Origin of the sequence: Brevibacterium permense (genome assembly GCF_013280495.1) — a bacterium.
Lineage (GTDB): Bacteria > Actinomycetota > Actinomycetes > Actinomycetales > Brevibacteriaceae > Brevibacterium > Brevibacterium permense.
In genome coordinates this window covers 63,268-80,506 of the sequence record NZ_JABSSX010000004.1, presented here as the reverse complement: position 1 = coordinate 80,506, position 17,239 = coordinate 63,268, and the positions used below count along the sequence as shown (strand labels likewise).

The 17,239-nt window shown below is 65.8% G+C and carries 13 protein-coding genes and 1 pseudogene; 6 read left to right on the top strand and 8 right to left on the bottom strand.

Annotated features, from left to right (window positions below; all coding sequences use genetic code 11):
- Positions 1-467 precede the first annotated feature (467 nt).
- The 5 genes from hutI (at position 468) to HK353_RS07395 (ending at position 7,110) form a co-directional block, all read left to right on the top strand.
- On the top strand, positions 468-1,739 hold the full coding sequence (gene hutI / locus HK353_RS07415; RefSeq protein WP_173154653.1) for an imidazolonepropionase: 1,272 nt from the start codon (positions 468-470) through the stop codon (positions 1,737-1,739).
- Positions 1,740-1,906: 167 nt separating this feature from the next.
- Entirely contained in the window at positions 1,907-3,583 is a 1,677-nt protein-coding gene (hutH, locus tag HK353_RS07410; protein WP_173154651.1) for a histidine ammonia-lyase, read from the top strand.
- A 120-nt stretch (positions 3,584-3,703) separates the two neighbouring features.
- A complete protein-coding gene (locus HK353_RS07405) occupies positions 3,704-4,972 on the top strand; it encodes an allantoate amidohydrolase (protein WP_173154648.1) in 1,269 nt (422 codons plus the stop codon).
- A complete protein-coding gene (locus HK353_RS07400; protein ID WP_173154645.1) occupies positions 4,969-6,363 on the top strand; it encodes a formimidoylglutamate deiminase in 1,395 nt (464 codons plus the stop codon). Before HK353_RS07405 ends, HK353_RS07400 begins: the two co-directional genes overlap by 4 nt.
- A gap of 3 nt (positions 6,364-6,366) precedes the next feature.
- Complete coding sequence (locus HK353_RS07395; protein ID WP_173154642.1) at positions 6,367-7,110, top strand: IclR family transcriptional regulator domain-containing protein; 744 nt, start codon at positions 6,367-6,369, stop codon at positions 7,108-7,110.
- 143 nt (positions 7,111-7,253) lie between these two features.
- Here HK353_RS07395 and HK353_RS07390 read toward each other — a convergent pair whose 3' ends face one another.
- The 6 genes and pseudogenes from HK353_RS07390 to HK353_RS17000 form a co-directional block, all read right to left on the bottom strand.
- Positions 7,254-8,990, bottom strand: coding sequence for a BCCT family transporter (locus HK353_RS07390; protein ID WP_245395858.1), 1,737 nt, complete (start codon positions 8,988-8,990; stop codon positions 7,254-7,256).
- Positions 8,991-9,261: 271 nt separating this feature from the next.
- Positions 9,262-9,642: a VOC family protein gene (locus HK353_RS07385; protein ID WP_173154639.1), complete on the bottom strand. Its 381-nt coding sequence runs from the start codon at positions 9,640-9,642 to the stop codon at positions 9,262-9,264.
- Positions 9,643-9,975: 333 nt separating this feature from the next.
- Positions 9,976-11,157, bottom strand: a complete 1,182-nt coding sequence (locus HK353_RS07380; protein WP_173154636.1) for a methyltransferase domain-containing protein — start codon at positions 11,155-11,157, stop codon at positions 9,976-9,978.
- 180 nt (positions 11,158-11,337) lie between these two features.
- Complete coding sequence (locus HK353_RS07375; protein WP_173154633.1) at positions 11,338-11,850, bottom strand: hypothetical protein; 513 nt, start codon at positions 11,848-11,850, stop codon at positions 11,338-11,340.
- A gap of 96 nt (positions 11,851-11,946) precedes the next feature.
- Entirely contained in the window at positions 11,947-12,762 is an 816-nt protein-coding gene (locus HK353_RS07370) for a class I SAM-dependent methyltransferase (protein ID WP_173154630.1), read from the bottom strand.
- A 188-nt stretch (positions 12,763-12,950) separates the two neighbouring features.
- A pseudogene (locus HK353_RS17000) lies at positions 12,951-13,097 on the bottom strand (DoxX family protein); the annotation flags it as partial.
- Positions 13,098-13,208: 111 nt separating this feature from the next.
- On the opposite strand from HK353_RS17000, the gene HK353_RS07360 reads away from it, so the two are divergent.
- The gene (locus HK353_RS07360) at positions 13,209-14,480 is read left to right on the top strand and encodes an Nramp family divalent metal transporter (protein WP_245395857.1); all 1,272 of its coding nucleotides are present in this window, start codon (positions 13,209-13,211) and stop codon (positions 14,478-14,480) included.
- A gap of 80 nt (positions 14,481-14,560) precedes the next feature.
- On the opposite strand, the gene HK353_RS07355 is transcribed toward HK353_RS07360, so the two are convergent.
- Together HK353_RS07355 and HK353_RS07350 are read right to left on the bottom strand one after the other, a co-directional pair.
- The gene (locus tag HK353_RS07355; protein ID WP_173154621.1) at positions 14,561-15,619 is read right to left on the bottom strand and encodes a hypothetical protein; all 1,059 of its coding nucleotides are present in this window, start codon (positions 15,617-15,619) and stop codon (positions 14,561-14,563) included.
- A gap of 33 nt (positions 15,620-15,652) precedes the next feature.
- A complete protein-coding gene (locus HK353_RS07350) occupies positions 15,653-17,239 on the bottom strand; it encodes a lipase maturation factor family protein (protein ID WP_173154618.1) in 1,587 nt (528 codons plus the stop codon).

The following is a 17,239-nucleotide window of genomic DNA, read 5'->3' as shown; positions in this document are numbered from 1 at the left end:
GCTGCGTCGACGGGCGCGGTCGCGGCTGAAGCGGGCACTTTGGTACAGGCTGTTCTGAATTGCTCACGGCGGAATCTATCGGTGGTAGCAACACTCGGTGGGCAGTTCAGAATAGGGTGTACCAAACGTGGATTCCGCGCTGCAGTAAGGGCGCCGAACAGCTCGAGAAAAGTCGAGCAGCACTGATTTGAAACAGTGCTGCTCGACTTTTTGCGTGCCGCGGGCGGTTGCCGACCGCGAGTCGCGAGGTGCGCCGCCGCTCTGCTTGTCGGCAGATCGCGTGCCCCGCTGGTCTGTTGCACCGGACGGCAGGTCGCGTGCGGTGGCGGTGAACCTCTTCGTGCCAGGCAGCTGCCCTCGCCCACTGTCCGAAATATCGGACGAATCTCGTTTCGGGTCGTTCTCTGTCGTCTCCGCGCGGTCCATACTTGTTGTGGACCATAACCGATCGGAAAGGGCCGACCGTCATGCAGCTATTCACCGGGATCAGCGAATTGGTCGTCAACGACCTCGACCGCCTCGGCGAACTCGATGTCGTCACAGATGCCGCTCTGCTCGTCGACGACGGCCGGGTCATCTGGTCGGGGCCGTCCGCACAGGCGGACACGGCGGTGCAGAACTACCTCGGCGAGGCGATCGCACACGACGTCAACGACGATGACATCGTCAATGGGGAAGTCACCTCGGCGAATGAATTGGGCGGACTCGAGACGATCGACCTCGATGGGAAGGCTGTCATCCCGGGCTTCGTCGACAGCCACAATCACCTCATCTTCGCCGGCGATCGGTCCGAGGAATTCGCAGCCCGCATGGCGGGGCAGAAGTACTCGGCCGGGGGCATCGCCACTACCGTGGCCGCCACTCGCGCAGCGACGGAATCCGAACTCGAGGCGAACCTCGTCCACCTGCTCGATCAGGCCAGGCGGCAGGGAACGACGACGTTCGAGATCAAGTCCGGCTACGGGCTGACCGTGCCCGACGAGATCCAGGCACTCGACATCATCAACCGGCACACCGAGGAATCGACCCTCATCGCCGCGCACGTCGTCCCGCCGGAGTTCAAGGACGAGCCGGAACGCTACGTCGACCTCGTCATCGACGAGATCATCCCTGCGGCCGAGGGCAAGGCGAAGTGGATCGACGTGTTCTGCGAAACCGGTGCCTTCACCGAAGACCAGACCCGGCGGATCATCGAAGCCGGCAAGGCCGTCGGCATGAAACCGCGGCTGCACGCCAATCAGCTCACCGAGGGCGGGGCGCTCAAGCTGGGCGCGGAACTCGGCTGCGTGTCCGTCGACCATGCGACCTTCGCCTCCGATGAGGACCTCGCCGTCCTCGCCGAGGCGGGCACCGTCGTCACCCTGCTGCCGAGCATCGAATTCTCCACCCGCCAGCCCTACCCCGACGCCCGCCGCTACGTCGACGCGGGAGTATCGCTGGCGATCGCCAGCGACTGCAATCCCGGGTCAGGGTTCTCCAACAGCATGCCGTTCGTCATCGCCATCGGCGTCCGGGACTTGCACTTCACCGTCGAACAGGCGGTGTGGGCAGCTACAGCGGGCGGGGCCAACGCCCTGCAGCGCACCGACGTCGGCCACCTCGGAGTAGGGGCCCGCGCCGACCTGGCCATCCTCGACGCACCCAGCTACCGCCACCTGGCCTACCGGCCCGGTGTGCAGCTGGTCGAACGCGTCTACTCCGGCGGTGAACTCATCGTCGACAATCGACCCCGCGACTGAGCGGCCGCGCAGTCGAGACTGACCGCGCGAACGCCCCACCCGGCACGACTGAGCCACCTACGCACGAGCACAGTGCGTCGACGGCGAGGAACCACCTCGGCGCCGGCGTAGGAGAACTTCATCCACGACTCAGACATCACACTGACGCACTTACAGAAAGGCACACGATGACCACATTCATCGATCTCGACCCCGATACGCTGACCTTCGCCGAGGTGGTCGAAGTCGCCCGCAACGACGCGAAGGTCTCGCTGTCCGAAGCCACCCTGGCCCGGGTGAACAAGTACCGCGAGGCCATTGACGCCCTCGCTCAGGCGGAGAAGCCCGTCTACGGAGTCTCGACCGGATTCGGTGCGCTCGCGCAGCGCCACATCCCCGCCGAACTGCGCACACAGCTGCAGAAGTCCCTTATCCGCTCCCACGCCGCCGGCGTCGGCGAACCCGTCGAACGCGAGGTCGTGCGCGCCCTCATGCTGCTGCGCGCCCGCACCCTGGCCACCGGTCGGGCCGGCGTCCGCGCCGAAGTCCTCCAGACCTATGTCGACCTGCTCAACGCCGGAATCACCCCGGTCGTCCACGAGTACGGCTCGCTCGGCTGCTCCGGCGACCTCGCACCACTGTCGGCATGCGCTCTCGTCGTCATGGGTGAAGGCGTGGCCGAGGGACCCGACGGTGTGGCCGGGCCCGCCGATGAGATCCTCGCTGCCGCCGGAATCACCCCGGTGACATTGGCCGAGAAGGAAGGCCTCGCTCTCGTCAACGGCACCGACGGCATGCTCGGCATGCTCATCATGGCCCTGACCGACCTGGAGAACCTGCTCACCGCAGTCGATGTGTCCGCGGCCATGAGCATCGAAGGACTCTTCGGCACCGATGCCGTCTTCGCCCCCGAGCTCCACTACGCACTGCGCCCGCACGACGGTCAGGCCGCCTCGGCCGCGAACATGCTCGCCTCGCTCAAGGACTCGGGCATCACCGCCAGCCACCGCGACTCCACCCACCTCGTCCAGGACGCGTATTCGATGCGCTGTGCCCCGCAGGTCAACGGTGCCGCCCGCGACGCCGTCGCCTTCGCGACCGGTGTCGCCGAACGCGAACTGCGGGCCGCTATCGACAACCCCGTCGTGCTCACCAATGGAATGGTGTCCTCAAACGGCAACTTCCATGGCGCACCACTGGCCCACGCCTTGGACTTCCTCGCCATCGTCGCCGCCGACGTCGCCTCGATGTCCGAACGCCGCACCGACCGGATGATGGATGTCGCCCGCAACCAGAACCTCACTCCATTCCTCGCCGATGACGCCGGCGTCGATTCGGGACTGATGATCGCCCACTACACGCAGGCGGCCATGGTCTCCGAGGCCAAACGCGGCGCTACCCCGGCCTCGGTCGACTCGATCCCGTCCTCGGCCATGCAGGAAGACCACGTGTCCATGGGGTGGTCGGCCGCACGCAAGCTGCGCAAGGTCATCGACAACCTCGCCTCCGTCGTCGGCATCGAACTCTATGCCGCCTCCCGTGCCTGCGATATGCGCGACGCCCCACCGGCACCGGTGACCGGAGCCGTGATCGCGGCGATCCGTGAGACCGTTCCCGGACCCGGCCCTGACCGGTTCCTCTCGCCCGAACTCGCCGAGACCATTGCGAAGGTCAAGGACGGTTCGCTGATCGCCGCCGCCGAGGCGGTTGCACCGCTGACCCACACCGTCACCGCTGCTGCCGGAACCTGGCAGCCGGAAGACGGCGGACCGGCCGTCAACGATCCAGAGTTCACTGCGCTGGGTAACCTCGAAGCCGCCGCCGAGGCTTCGGGCACCTCAGCAGCCACCACCCACCAGGACTGACACCGGGCAGGGACCGGTCGCCGACCGGGCCCGACCGACGGGCCTCTGATGCCAGGGCCGGCCGACCACGGCGCCGACACATCACCGGACCCGACCGATTTCGAACGGAGTGAACTGTTAATGAGCGATGTCGTCTCGCTGTTGAGCCAGATCGAGGACACCGGCCGCGACACCCGCGGTCCCGGCTACCAGCGGCCCGGATTCTCGGCCACCGAACGGGAGCTGCGTGAGTGGTTCCTCGCCGAGGCGGACCGCCGTGGCCTCGACACGGAGATCGACGCCAACGGAATCACGTGGGCCTGGGCCACCCCGCAAGGTGCGAACGCCGTCGTCACCGGTTCCCACCTCGACTCCGTGCCCGGCGGCGGCGAGTTCGACGGTCCTCTCGGAGTCGCCTCGGCGCTGGCGGCCTTCGATGTGCTCAATGCCTCCGGCGCACTCGACCAGTCCACCCGACCCTTCGCTCTGGCAGTGTTCTCCGAAGAGGAAGGCTCACGCTTCGGCGTCGCCTGTCTCGGTTCGCGCCTGCTCACCGGCGCCATCGACGCTGACCGCGCGCTCGGCCTCAAGGACGCCGCCGGTGACACTTTCGCCGACGTCGCCCGTGGCTATGGCCTCGACCCGGATCGGATCGGGCGTGACCAGTCTCGGCTGGCCGGAATCGGTTCCTTCATCGAACTCCATGTCGAACAGGGCGTCGGTCTGATCAACACCGATCAGGCCGTCGCCATCGGCTCCTCGATCATCGGCCACGGTCGCTGGCACTTCGCCTTCTCCGGTCAGGGCAACCACGCCGGCACGACGCCGATGAGCCATCGCGCGGACCCGGTGGTCGCGGCCTCCCGCGCGATCGGGGACATCCCGACCCTAGCGGCCGCCACTGACGCGAGCGCCGTGGCGACTGTGGGCCGCACCCTCATCCATCCGGGTGGGACGAACGTCATCGCTTCGTCCATGAGCTTCTGGCTCGACATCCGCCACCCTGACGATGCTATCGTCAAGCAGGTGCTCGAGGCGATCAGCCGACGTGCGAAGGACCACGGCGCTGATTCCGGTGTCGAGGTGACCATCTCTCAGGAGTCCTACTCTCCGACGACTCACTTCACCGCCGACCTCAACTCGCGCCTGACCTCGGTGCTGCCGGACGCTCCGCTGCTGCCTTCGGGGGCCGGACACGATGCCGGAATCCTCGCACCCCATGTGCCGTCGGCGATGCTCTACGTCCGCAACCCGACCGGCGTCTCGCACGCTCCCGAAGAGGCCTGCGAGGTCGACGACCAGAGGGCCGGGGTCGACGCGCTCGTCAACGTGCTCGCCCGCGAACTCGGCATCGAACACGCCATTGTCGACGGCAGTGTCGGAGGCCCGACGAACGGAGGTGCACGATGAGCACCCGTTACTGGTGCGAATCCGCCTGGGTCGACGGAGCCGTCGCCGGCGGAGTCCTGCTGAGCGCCGACGACACCGGAACGCTCACCGCCGTCGAAACCGGGATCGACACCGCTCCGTCCGACGCCGAGGCGGTGCACGGGTTCATCCTGCCCGGCGGAGTCAACGCCCACTCCCATGCCTTCCATCGGATGCTGCGCGGTCGCACCCACGGCGACGGCGGAACCTTCTGGACCTGGCGCGAAGTCATGTACTCGGTCGCAGCGAAGCTCGACCCGGAAACCTATGAGACGGTGGCCCGCGCCGTGTTCGCCGAGATGCTTGCCGGGGGCTACACCTCAGTGGGGGAGTTCCACTACGTTCACCACGCTCAGGACGGAACGCCCTACGGCGCTGAGCTTCCCGGCGGGGACGCGAACGACGATGCCGAACCTCGCGCCCACGCCATGGAACGGGCGCTGGCACGGGCGGCCGCCTCGGCGGGGATCCGTATCCGACTCCTCGACACCTGCTACCTCACCGGCGCCATCGACGCGGAACTCTCGGCCGAACAGGCCCGTTTCGGTGACGGCACCATCGACGGGTACATGGACCGTCATGCCGGACTCACCGAGGCTTTCGCCGAGGAATTCCCTGTCAACGCTCCAGGTGCGAGCTTCGTCCACGTCGGCGCGGCCATCCACTCGATCCGCGCAGTCCCGGCCGCGAACCTGCCGAGGTTCGCCGAACTCACCGGGCCCGTGCACGTGCACCTGTCCGAACAGCCCGCGGAGAACGAGGCCTGCCAGAGTGCGTACGGAGCCAACCCCACCGAGGTGCTCGGACGCTCCGGAGTCGTCACCGACCGACTCTCCGCCGTCCATGCCACGCACCTGAGCGAGGACGACATCGCGATCCTCGGCGGCTCGGGGGCTTCGATCGTCATGTGCCCATGCACCGAGGCGGACCTCGCTGACGGCATCGGACCGGCCCGGGAACTCGCCGACGCCGGAGCTGTGATCTCGCTCGGCTCCGACCAGCACGTCGTCCTCGACGCCCTGCGCGAGACCCAAGGGCTCGAAGCCGGCGAACGCCTGCGCTCCGGTCAGCGCGGCCGATTCTCACCGACCGAACTCATCACGGCACTCACCGAAGGCGGGGCACGCAGCCTCGACCTGCCAGTCGGCGCGCTCGAGGTCGGGAAGGCGTGCGATTTCGTCGCCCTGCGCACCGACAGCATGCGCACCATGGGATCACTGAACGAACAGATCATCCTCACGGCCACCTCGGCGGACGTGTCCTTGACCGTCAGCGGCGGTCGAGTGCGCGTGCGCGACGGCGTGCACGCCGAACTCGGCGATATCGCCGATCTCTACTCTCAGGCTTTCGCGGTCTTGGAGATGGAGGGCTGAGTCGTGGCTGAGGTTCCGGCACTGCGGCGGGCGATCGCGATCCTGCGGCATATGGCCTCGTCGAATCGGTCGATCACGGCCGGCGCCCTGGTCAGGTCGCTGGAGATTCCGCGGTCGAGCGCATATGACATCCTTGCCGTGCTCGAGGAACTTGGGCTCGTGGCGCGCACTGAATCCGGGTATGTGCTGGGAGCCGGTGTGCACGAGCTCGGGGCATCCTACCTGCGGACGAACCCCTTGCAGCGGTTGGCGCAGCCGATCGTCCGTCAGCTCGCCGAGGATACCGCCACGACCGCGCAGCTGGCCGTCATCCGCGGCTGGGAGACGGAGTACGTGCTCAAGGAGCAGTCGCTCAAATCCGTCGCGGTCATCACCGCCACCGGTGTGCGCATGCCGAGCTACCTCACGGCGACCGGGCGGGCGATCCTCGCTCAGCTGCCGAAGTCCGAGGTACTGGCGATGCTGCAATCCGAAACCGAGTTCGTCACGCGCACGGGTAAGGGCCCGACCTCGGTGAAAGCGCTCAACGCCGTGCTCGCCCAGGAACGACGGACCGGCAGTGCGTTCGAACACGGCGAAGTCACGCCGGGAATCTCGACGCTCGCGGCACCGGTATTCGATGTGCTGGGTCGCCCGATCGCAGCCATCGGCCTCTCATTCGTCACCGAGACCCTGCCCGAGGACACCGGTCCTGTGGTCGACCAGGTCAAGGCTGCCGCCGCCGAGGTGACCGCCAAGCTGCGGTGACATCGTTCAGCTCTGGTCACGCCACCTGCTTTGGCAGCCGGAACTGACAATCCTCACTGACCGCTCACGTTGCCGTCGCTGTACTGAGTTACGCGGTGAGCGGTGGGCGGTAACGTGAGCGGTCGGTGTGATCGGATCAAGCGTCAGAGTCCGAGTACACGTCGCTCGCGCGCGACTTCTTCGACGATCTGGTGATCGCTTCGCAGCTCCTTGATCAGGGCGATGCCCAGGACGACCACGATGATGGTGAACGGCACCGCCGAGAGCATCGCCGCCTGCTGCAGGGCCTGCAGTTCGCCCACGAGGAGCAGGATCACCGCACAGCCTCCGGTGAGGAACCCCCAGGTCGCGATGACCGGACGCCGGGGCGCGAAGGATCCCTGCGACGACAGCGAGCTGAGGACGAAAGTGTTCGAGTCTGCGGAGGAGACGAAGAACAGGATGATCATGATGATCGTGAAGACCGAAGCGAGCATGGACAGTGGCAGCTGGTCGAGGAGGCTGAAGAAAGCGGTGTCGAGGTTGTCCTGAGTGGCCTCACCGATCCCGGCGCCGTCGATGTCGAACTTGATCGCCGAACCGCCCATGACGGTGAACCAGACGAAGAACACGGCACTGGGCACGAGCAGGACGCCGGCGACGAACTCCCGGATGGTGCGGCCCTTCGAGATCTTGGCCAGGAAGATGCCGACGAAGGCGCTCCAGGACAGCCACCACGCCATCATGAAATAGGTCCAGCCGAGCATCCATTCGCTGTCCTCGGCATTCGTGGGTGTCATGAAGCTGAGTTCGACGAAGTCTCCGGCGAAGGCACCGACGGACCGGACGAACAGGTTGGAGACGAAGCCGCTGGGTCCGGTGATGAAGACGAAGAGGCCCAACAGAGTCGCCATAGTCAGCGTGATCTGCGAGATGTACTTGATGCCTCGGCTCACTCCGGTCAATGCCGAACCGGTGAAGAGGAGGGTGAGCACAGTGATGACGGTGATCTGCATGACGATGGTGGATTCCACGCCGAGGACGGTGTTGAGTCCCTCGCCGATCTGCGAGGCGCCGAGTCCCAAGGACGTCGTCGTCCCGAAGAGTGTGGCGATGATGGTGAGGATGTCGATGAAGTTGCCGACCCAGCCGTCGACGAAACGGCCGAGAACGGGGCGCAGCATCGTGGATACGAGTGCCGGGCGGCCCTTTCGGTGCGTGGAGTAGCCGATCGCCAGCCCGAAGACGCCGAAGATCGCCCAGGCTTGGAATCCCCAGTCGAGGTAGGAGAACTGCATCGCGCGAATCGCTGCGTCCATGGTCTCCGGTTCGGCCAGTCCGTGGGGCGGGGTCATGAAGTGCGACATCGGTTCGGCCACTCCGTAGCTGACCAGGCCGATTCCCATCACGGCCGCGAGGATCATCGCGAGCCAGGTGATCGTGCGGTATTCGGGACGTGAGTCCTGAGAGCCGAGGCGGAGTCGACCGAATCGACTGGCAGCGAACCACACCAACATCGCGATCGCGGCGAACGGAACGATGAGGTAGATCCAGCCGAATCCCGTGGACACCGTCGTCATCGCCCGTGTCATGAGGTCAGAGAGCGCATCGGGTGCGATCGTCGCCCACACCATGAAGGCGATGACGACGGCGACCGAGCATACGAAGACTTTCCCGACTCGGTTGGAGTGTGGAGCTGCACCGGATTCCGTCGGGGCGTCGGCCGGATCAGGTTCGGATCCGGCCCCGGGGGCAGGGGGAGGATCGTCCGATCCGCCCGAGGAGGTGGACGCAGTGGAGCGGTCGGATCCGCCTGAAGTGCTGCTTGCGGGTTCGGGGGTGGGTGAGTTCAGCATCGTCATCGTGGTCTCCGGACTCACAGCCGCCTCGGTGGCGGGCATGAGCAATCGTCGGTTCAGTGGGTGGGATCGGGCAGCTTACACAACAGGCCCCGCGAACTGGGTCGTTCGTGGGGCCGTGCGACTGACGAGTCTATGCGCTCGTCGCCGAATCACCACATGCTTGAGCGCAGAATCGGCAGAGTGTGAGTCTTCTCGCGGTGGAGCACTGACGCTGTTGGGTCCCGCTGACAGCTCGAGTTGCCGCCACTGCACCGAGTTATGCGGCGAGCGGTGGACGCTGACTCGAGCGGTCGGTGAGTGTCAGGGGCAGTCAGAGGTAGGGGCGAGTGATGAGCTCGAGATACATTCCCGACGGATCGAGGAAATACACTCCGCGACCCCCGTGCTCGGTGTTCGTCTCCTGCGGGCGAGTGCGCTGTGGGTCCGCCCAGTAGTCAAGCTCGCGCTGTTTCAGCAGGTCAAGGGCTCGACCGAAGTGGTCGTCCGAGCAGAGGAAGGCCATGTGCACGGGCAGGATGTCGTACCCAGGCGGGGGAGAGGCGAATTGGAGCATGACCCCGCCGGAGAGCATGATGTTGGCGAACGGTCCCCAGGACTGGGTGTGCTCGGCTTCGAGAATATCGACATAGAACTGCGCCGAGGCGGCTGGATCGGCTGCGGCGACGATGGTGTGGTTGAAGGTTGCTGACATGATGAAGTCCCTTTTCGGATGGAGGGTGGTTCGCTGATAGCCCGAGATGTTTTCGGGCATGGTGAACTGAGAATTGAGAAATGACTTCATCATGAGGAGGACCGCGAGCAGAACGCTCGTGACCTCTGCGGCTCAACCGTCGACCGGGTTACCGATCCGTGAGCGGCTATATGCCTCTCCGGTCATCGCCAACGAGCCTACAGCCTGCGGGGTCGAAGCGATACCGTTTTCGCAGAATCCGACGTCGTCGACCGCTCGCATTATCGTCGCTGTACCGAGTTATGCGGTGTGCCGTCGGCGGTAACTCGGGCGGTCGGCGAGGGCAGCGGTTGCTCACCGCCGCTGTAGCAGGACCGCGACCTCGAGGTGCTTCGTGTGCGGGAACATGTCGAAGATCCGCGCCTGGGCGACCTCATAGGCAGGCATCCGCGCGAGATCCTTCGCCAGAGAGATGGGATTGCAGCTCGAGTAGACGATGTGCTCGACGTCGGAGTCCTCCAACGCTGACGACAGCCGCGCCCCGATCCCTCGCCGAGGCGGGTTGACGATCACGCAGTCCGGTCGTTCGAGGCCGGCTGGTGCCGCCAGGTTCGCCTCGGCGAATTCCGTGGCATCGCCGGCGAGGAAGCGGGCGTCGATGCCGAGCTCGGCGGCGCTGACCTTCGCGGACTCGATCGCCTGCTCACTGACCTCCACGCCGGTGACTCGCCGCGCGTGCGAAGCGCAGTAGAGCGCGAACCCACCGACTCCGCAGTAGAGGTCCCACAGACTCTTCGCGCCGACGGCGTCCACCCACTCGGCCACTTGGTTGTAGAGCCCGATGGCGACAGCGGTGTTGGTCTGGAAGAAACTCTGCGGTCGCAGATGCAGATTCACCCGGTCGAGGTTCATCCGCAGCGATTCGCCGCGGAACATCTCCTCGCGGCTGCCTTCGAGCACGGCCTTGTGCTCGGGCAGCTGATTCACCGACACCACGGTCGCAGCTGGGACGAGTTCGAAGAGCGGGCCCTTCCGCGATCGCAGCACATCGAGACCATGCTGAGTGCGGACGACGAACCGGATCATCAGCTCACCCGACGGTGCCGCCGTGACATGGACGAACTTCAATTCCCCACGGCGCGCTGCGACATCATAGGGCTCGAGTCCCGTGCCATCGAGGAAGTCCGCAAGCACCGGAATCACCGCACGGATCGCCGGGGCCTGAATCCCACAATCACGCAGATCGACGCCGTGGAACTCCTGATCGAGAATGCCCAAGGTCACCTGCCCGGACGACCCGCCGACCGCGAGCTTCGCGCGGTTCCTGAAATCCCGCACACCGCCGGCGAATGTCGGCAGCCATTGACGTGGTGCCGCCTCGGCGAGGGTCTCCCGACACCAGGATTCCTTGTCCGTGATCTGATGCCCGTAGGGCGTTTCGATGAGGGCGCAGGAACGGCATTTCCCGCGCTCGAAATACCCGCAATGCAGGCGCCCATGATCCGCCGAGGCGGGGGAGAGCGGCAAGGTCGTCATCCCGCAATTCTAGTCGGCGATCGGCCCTCGGCATCGTTGACTCGGACCGTCCGGCAGCCGTAGATAATTTCGGACAGTTCGTCGAAAAACAGGGTGAGTGTCGAGAAACGCATGCGCACACGCGTGCTTCGGCGCTCAGTGCGTTTTTCGGCGAAGTCGGGAGAGGCGCGAGCCAGAAAATCAGGCGGCGATGAAGGCGAGGGCGACGAAGGTGCCGAATGAGACGAACGGGGCGATCGCGGCGACAGCGATGGCGATGATGCCGGGCGTACGGCCCCGCCCGGTGACCGCGGCCGTGATGCCGAGGATGATTCCCGTGAGACCCAAGCAGGTGCACAGGCCCTGGACTCCGACGAGCATGGTCGCCAAGGTCTGATACCAATCCGGTGTGTCCGTGAAGTAGTAGCCGGACGCCGCCTCGGAGGGTCCGACGGTGACACCCAGAATCACCGAGGCGGCCAAGCTGAGAACCATGGCGACGATCGAGAGCGCCACGGCCACCTTGCCCAGCGTCGGCGACGTCGCCGAGGCGACGTCATCCATTCGAGCGTCGACGCCGTTATGCGCATCAGCCAGTGCATCGGGCCGCGGCGAGGCATAGACGAGATGGACGGGAGGGACAGGGACCCGGGGCTGCTGTGCCGCGAGCTCATCGTCGGTGGGCTGGGGGTACGAGAAGTCCGTCGAAGTCATGCTTCGACGCTATCGACGCAGAAAGGCGGCGCCCCATCCTGCTATCCCAAGAGTGGGGTCGGGAAAACCACCCTGCGGGCATGCAGGCAGCGCGGGTCAGGGCTTGTGGGCGACGATGAGGAACCTCTTCTGGGTGACGGTGATCGGCTCACTCGATTCGGCCAGGCGTCTGAGGACATCGAGGTTGGACCTGACGGCGAACCCGGGAACGTCCCACGGAATATAGGCGAGGTACTCGATGACCGCCTCGACATCGGTGAAGCGCATCGTGCCCTGCCATTTGCGAGCCGCCTCGATCGACAGGCCCTGACTCTCGGCGTCGCTGATGCACGGCTCGAGCTGCTGGTGCAGATCACCCACCCCGCCGCCGAAGAGGTCGCGGAACTCCTGCGCCTCCGTGCCGTCGACCTGCTGAGTGAGGAACAGCCCGCCCGGGGAGAGCACGCGGGCCACCTCGGCGAGGTCATAGCTTTCGTGACGATTCATCACGAGGTCGAACTCACCGTCGCCCCACGGCATCTCCGGGTGATGATCGCTGTCGTACCGGGTGACCTCGACGCCGTAGTCCTCCAGCATCGAGGCGGCCAAGGGCACGTTGGGCTCCCACCCCTCGGTCGCGGAGATCGTCGGCGATGGTTCGCCGGGAGGCCGGGCCCCCTTGAGGCGATCGATGAGTTCGCCGAGGCGCTCGCCGCCTCCCGTGCCCATGTCGAGGCAGCTGAGTGAGTCGGCTATTGCGTCGAGGCAGATCTGATCGAAGTCCCACGGCGGATCATCGGCGACGAGGCGGCTGGCCAACGGGGAGAAATTCCACCCGGTCATCGAGGCTGTCTCGTGGATCCAGGCCCATCGCTCGTGGCGTTCGTGGGGAGTCTCGTCGCGCGTGCGACTGCTGTCGGCATATTCGGGCATGTCCACACTCCTCTGCCGGGTGGCTCGGCACCATCACCGAGCAGTTCAGCGATTCCGTCGGACGGCTCAGCGCCGCAGGGGCGCCGGTGCCGTACTTCGACTCTAGGCCAAAACAGGATCGAGGTGCGGGATGTGGCGAAGAATTCTCCGGACTGAGACATGGGCTCCGGCGTGAAGTGAGCGGGCGCCTATACGACGAAGCAGAAGATGAGCACGGCGAGGCCTGCCGCGGCCGCCGCGCCGAACCCGGGAATCCAGGTCCCTGCCACCAGGCCGGCCGCGGCGAGGAACTTCACCACCGCGAGCACCCACCACCAGTCACGTGGGCAGCCGTCGAGCTCCCTCGCTCCGAGAGACTCACGCTCGAACCTTAAGCCCTTCCGTGTTCACTTTTCAGGCCCGGTGTCGTGTTGCCTTCGACAAGAAAGTTAATGTACCTTAACTTTATGAATGTCGACCCCTCAGCATCGGTGCGCACCCGCGAACGGGGACTGAAGAAGCATGGCCGGAAGAAGATCTCCACTGCAGTCCTCCTCGGCCCTGCTTTCGTTGCGGCCATCGCGTATGTCGATCCGGGCAACGTCGCGGCCAACCTCACCGCCGGTGCGGAATACGGGTACCTCCTCGTCTGGGTGCTCGTGGCCGCGAACCTCATCGCCGTTCTCGTCCAATACCTATCCTCGAAACTCGGGCTCGTCTCCGGGCAGTCGCTGTCGGGCATCCTCGGTGATCGCCTTCGGAAGAGGTCCCGCCTCGCATACTGGGGGCAGGCCGAGGTCGTCGCCATCGCCACCGATCTCGCCGAAGTCATCGGCGGCGCGATCGCACTGAAGATCCTCTTCGACTTGCCGCTCTTGCTCGGCGGACTCATCGTCGGGGTGGTGTCGCTGTTCCTGCTGTCGATCCAATCCACTCGCGGTCAGCGTCCCTTCGAATTCGTCATCATCGGATTCCTGGTCATCATCGCCATCGGCTTTCTAGCAGGCCTGTTCGTCGGGGATGTGAATTGGGGGCAAGCCGCAGGTGGAATCGTGCCGCGGCTCGAAGGCACGAACTCCGTGGTGCTGGCAGCGAGCATGCTCGGCGCTACCGTCATGCCTCACGCGATCTACCTCCATTCGGCGTTGTCGCTCGATCGTCATCGTGACAATGCGACCGCCTCGACCGGGCAGCTGCTGCGCGCCAGCCGCTGGGATGTCGTGCTCTCCCTCGTCATCGCCGGCTCCGTGAACATCGCCATGCTGTTCCTGGCCGCCGCAGCGCTGCGCGGGCAGAACGGCACCGACACCATCGAAGGCGCACACGCGGTCGTCACGGCCAACCTCGGCGAGGTCGTCGGCCTTTTCTTCGGCATCGGACTCCTCGCCTCGGGACTGGCCTCGAGCGCCGTCGGCTCCTATGCGGGCGCTTCGATCATGCAGGGCCTGCTGCGGGTGAACATCCCGATCGTGTGGCAGCGCGCGGTCACGATGATCCCCGCGCTCATCGTTCTCGCCATCGGCGTCGACCCGACCTGGGCGCTCGTGCTCAGCCAGGTCGTGCTCAGCCTCGGCATCCCGTTTGCGATGATCCCCCTGGTCAGGCTCACGAGCAGCCGCCGCGTGATGGGCGAATTCGCGAACGCACGCTGGATCACGCTCATCGCCGTGGCCGCCTCGGCGCTCATCATCGTCCTCAACGTCGTCCTCATCGTTCTGCTCGCGCTCGGCGTGGACTGACCTTCGCCGAGGCGGCCTCTCGAGTCGGCGTCACTGACGTCCCGTTTCAGAACGGAGAATCACCTCGCCGAGGAGGCGCCTCAGTCGGGGAGGATCCCCGACCGGGCGAGGACGGTGAGCCTGCGCGTGAACTCGGCGGCCTCCTCGGGGTCGGTGCCGTACAGGCGGAAAGCCGGTCGATCCCGGAACTGCACAATGGCTGTTGCTCGCCCGTGATCGACTCGAGTGCTCGCCCCGACCAGTTGCTTCGGTGCCGCCTCGCCGATGATCTCCGTGCTTCCTGAGGAAGTCGGGCGGGTGTGGACCAGTCGGGAAGGTGTGACGAGGAGGAACTCGGCACCGCGCGGATTGCAGTTGCCGATCTTCAGCCACACGGACTCGTCTCGGTCAAGGGCGTCATAGGGCGGCGGAGTCGGCCCACGGCGACGGGCTCGCGCGGAGAGCTTCTCCTCGCCGGCGCTGCTGATGGCCATCCGGCGGGCTCCGAGCAGAATGATGACGGAGACCGCTGCGAGCGGCACGGTGATGGCCGCGGCGCTGACCGTGTTCGCGAAAGAGAGCCAGGCGAACAGAGCCCCGGCGCCCATGCCGAGGATGACGTTGCCGGCCACGAGCCAGAGTGCCAAGCCGGTGTGGCTGCGTACGGCCACTGTGACTCCGGCCATTGCCAGACCGAAGTTCGTCGACGCGATGGTTGCCGTGCACAAGGCGACGAACGGCAGAGGTGAGCTCGTGAAGTCACCCCAGACGGTTCCGGGAGCGCCGGGTGCGGATGCGAATGTCCGCCACAGGAGTGCAGCCAGACTGAAGCACAGCCCGAACAGCGGCCCGATGCTCGTGACGGTGATGAGCGGATCCTTGGTGAAGAGCGTGAGAGATCCGCGTGGGGCTCCGCTCAGTTCGGATTCGAGTCCTTCGCCGCGGTCGGATCCTGTGAAGAAGATGATCGCCACGAAGGTGATCAGTCCGATGAAAGCGAAGGTCAGCGGTCCGGCCGCGGCAGCATCGATGACGACGTCCGATGAGCTGGAGGTGTGGGCCAGGCCGGTGTTGACGGCGAAGAACACGACAGTCGCCACGGCGCTGAGGGCAACAGCGCCGGTCACTCCGTGGGACAGCGCTCGGCTTCGGGTGTTCATGGGTGGTCAGCTCTTCAGCGCGCGCATCGTCGGTCAGCTCTGCCGTAAGTCTATCGGCCGGACGAGGATGCGCGGGTCCGAGCGCATCCACCACGGCTTCGGTTCTCCGGCAGCGGCGGCGGCCTGCCGTTCGGCGCGGGTGGCATAGCGGTAGGTGAAGACGCGGACGCGGATGAGGTCTGGGGCGGCACCGTCGAAGGGGTCGGGGCCCATGAGGCGGCGGATCTGCGGATCACCGGAGCCGATCGCGCGCAGCAGCTCGGTGAACCACGTCTGCCGGTAGTCGCCGAGCGCGGCGAACCACATGAGCCAGTCGAGGCGCAGATGATAGGGCGCGACGACGGGCCCGCGACGAAGAACGTCACCGGGTTTGCCCTTGAACCGATACTCGCGCCAGCCTGCGTCGGCGTCATCGTGGCCGGGATCGTCGGCTCTTGTGCCAGGGGCGTCTCCGTCGTCGATCCACCCTTCGATGATGATCTCGTTGCGGGTCTCGGTCATCGAGCCGAAAGCGCCGTAGGCGTTGCCGAGCCCGAGCCGATTGAAGCTCGCGTTCATCAGCTGATTCGGTGAGAAGAGATTGCGCAGCGCTGGCACGTTCAACCAGGCCTGCCATGCGACGAATACGAGGACGATGATCAGCCACCAGACCGGCAGCGCCTCGACCGGATCGGGGACAGCGACGAGGTCGGCCGCCTCGGTGCTGGTGTGATTCGCGATCGCAGCGTTCACGGAATTCCATCCCCAGTCTGGGAACGGTCCGCCGACGATCCAGCGGAAGAACGTATCGCTGATTCCGGAGCAGGCGAGCAGGATCGTCGCCCAGTTCAGCCACGCATAGTTGCCGCTGATGACGAGCGCGAGTTGGGTGATGATGATGGCGACAGCGGCGAACGAGGCGATCGGCTGGGGCAGGAACAGAAGCCACGGCGCGGCGAGCTGGACGATATGGCTACCGAGGGTCTCAGCCTTGTGCCACCAGCCCGGCATGAGGTGCGCGCGCCGGGAGAGCGGGTTCGGCATCGGCTGGGTCTGATGGTGATAGTCCATCGCGGTGAGGTCCCGCCAGGACGAGTCCCCGCGCATCTTGATCATTCCGGCTCCGAATTCGATGCGGATGACGCACCAGCGCAGCAGCAGGATCATCGGCAAAGTCGGGGCCACATCGTGGGAGCCGAGGAAGCCGATGAGGAACCCGGCTTCGAGCAGCAGCGATTCCCAACCGAATCCGTAGAAGCGCTGCCCGATCGACACGATCGAGAAGTACAGCGCCCACATGCCTAAGAACACCGGAATCGGCACCCATGCGGGGCCGGCTTGGGGCAGACCGATGATCGCGGAGGCGGCCAGCACCATTCCGACCACGCAGACGAGGCGCAGTCGTCGGTCCGAATACGCAAACCGCTTCCAGCGGAAGATCGTCGGAGCCTGTCGGGCCGAGGTCAGAGCGATGAACCGTGGAGCAGGGGTGAGTCCCCGGTCGCCGAGGAGAGCCGGGAACTGGTTGAACGCGGAGGCGAAGGCGATGAGGAAGAGCACAGCGAAACCGCGTTGGATGATCTCGCGGGAGATCGTGTAGTCGCCGGCGGTGAGCAGGGCGAGCACCTGGCTGAGGTCCAT

Excerpts from the sequence above, each read along its gene's own strand:
- hutI (WP_173154653.1), top strand. The coding sequence starts at position 468 with ATGCAGCTATTCACCGGGATCAGCGAATTGGTCGTCAACGACCTCGAC.
- hutH (WP_173154651.1), top strand. The coding sequence starts at position 1,907 with ATGACCACATTCATCGATCTCGACCCCGATACGCTGACCTTCGCCGAG.
- HK353_RS07405 (WP_173154648.1), top strand. The coding sequence starts at position 3,704 with ATGAGCGATGTCGTCTCGCTGTTGAGCCAGATCGAGGACACCGGCCGC.
- HK353_RS07400 (WP_173154645.1), top strand. The coding sequence starts at position 4,969 with ATGAGCACCCGTTACTGGTGCGAATCCGCCTGGGTCGACGGAGCCGTC.
- HK353_RS07390 (WP_245395858.1), bottom strand. The coding sequence starts at position 8,990 with ATGCCCGCCACCGAGGCGGCTGTGAGTCCGGAGACCACGATGACGATG.
- HK353_RS07385 (WP_173154639.1), bottom strand. The coding sequence starts at position 9,642 with ATGTCAGCAACCTTCAACCACACCATCGTCGCCGCAGCCGATCCAGCC.
- HK353_RS07380 (WP_173154636.1), bottom strand. The coding sequence starts at position 11,157 with ATGACGACCTTGCCGCTCTCCCCCGCCTCGGCGGATCATGGGCGCCTG.
- HK353_RS07375 (WP_173154633.1), bottom strand. The coding sequence starts at position 11,850 with ATGACTTCGACGGACTTCTCGTACCCCCAGCCCACCGACGATGAGCTC.
- HK353_RS07370 (WP_173154630.1), bottom strand. The coding sequence starts at position 12,762 with ATGCCCGAATATGCCGACAGCAGTCGCACGCGCGACGAGACTCCCCAC.
- HK353_RS07360 (WP_245395857.1), top strand. The coding sequence starts at position 13,209 with ATGAATGTCGACCCCTCAGCATCGGTGCGCACCCGCGAACGGGGACTG.
- HK353_RS07355 (WP_173154621.1), bottom strand. The coding sequence starts at position 15,619 with ATGAACACCCGAAGCCGAGCGCTGTCCCACGGAGTGACCGGCGCTGTT.
- HK353_RS07350 (WP_173154618.1), bottom strand. The coding sequence starts at position 17,239 with ATGGACCTCAGCCAGGTGCTCGCCCTGCTCACCGCCGGCGACTACACG.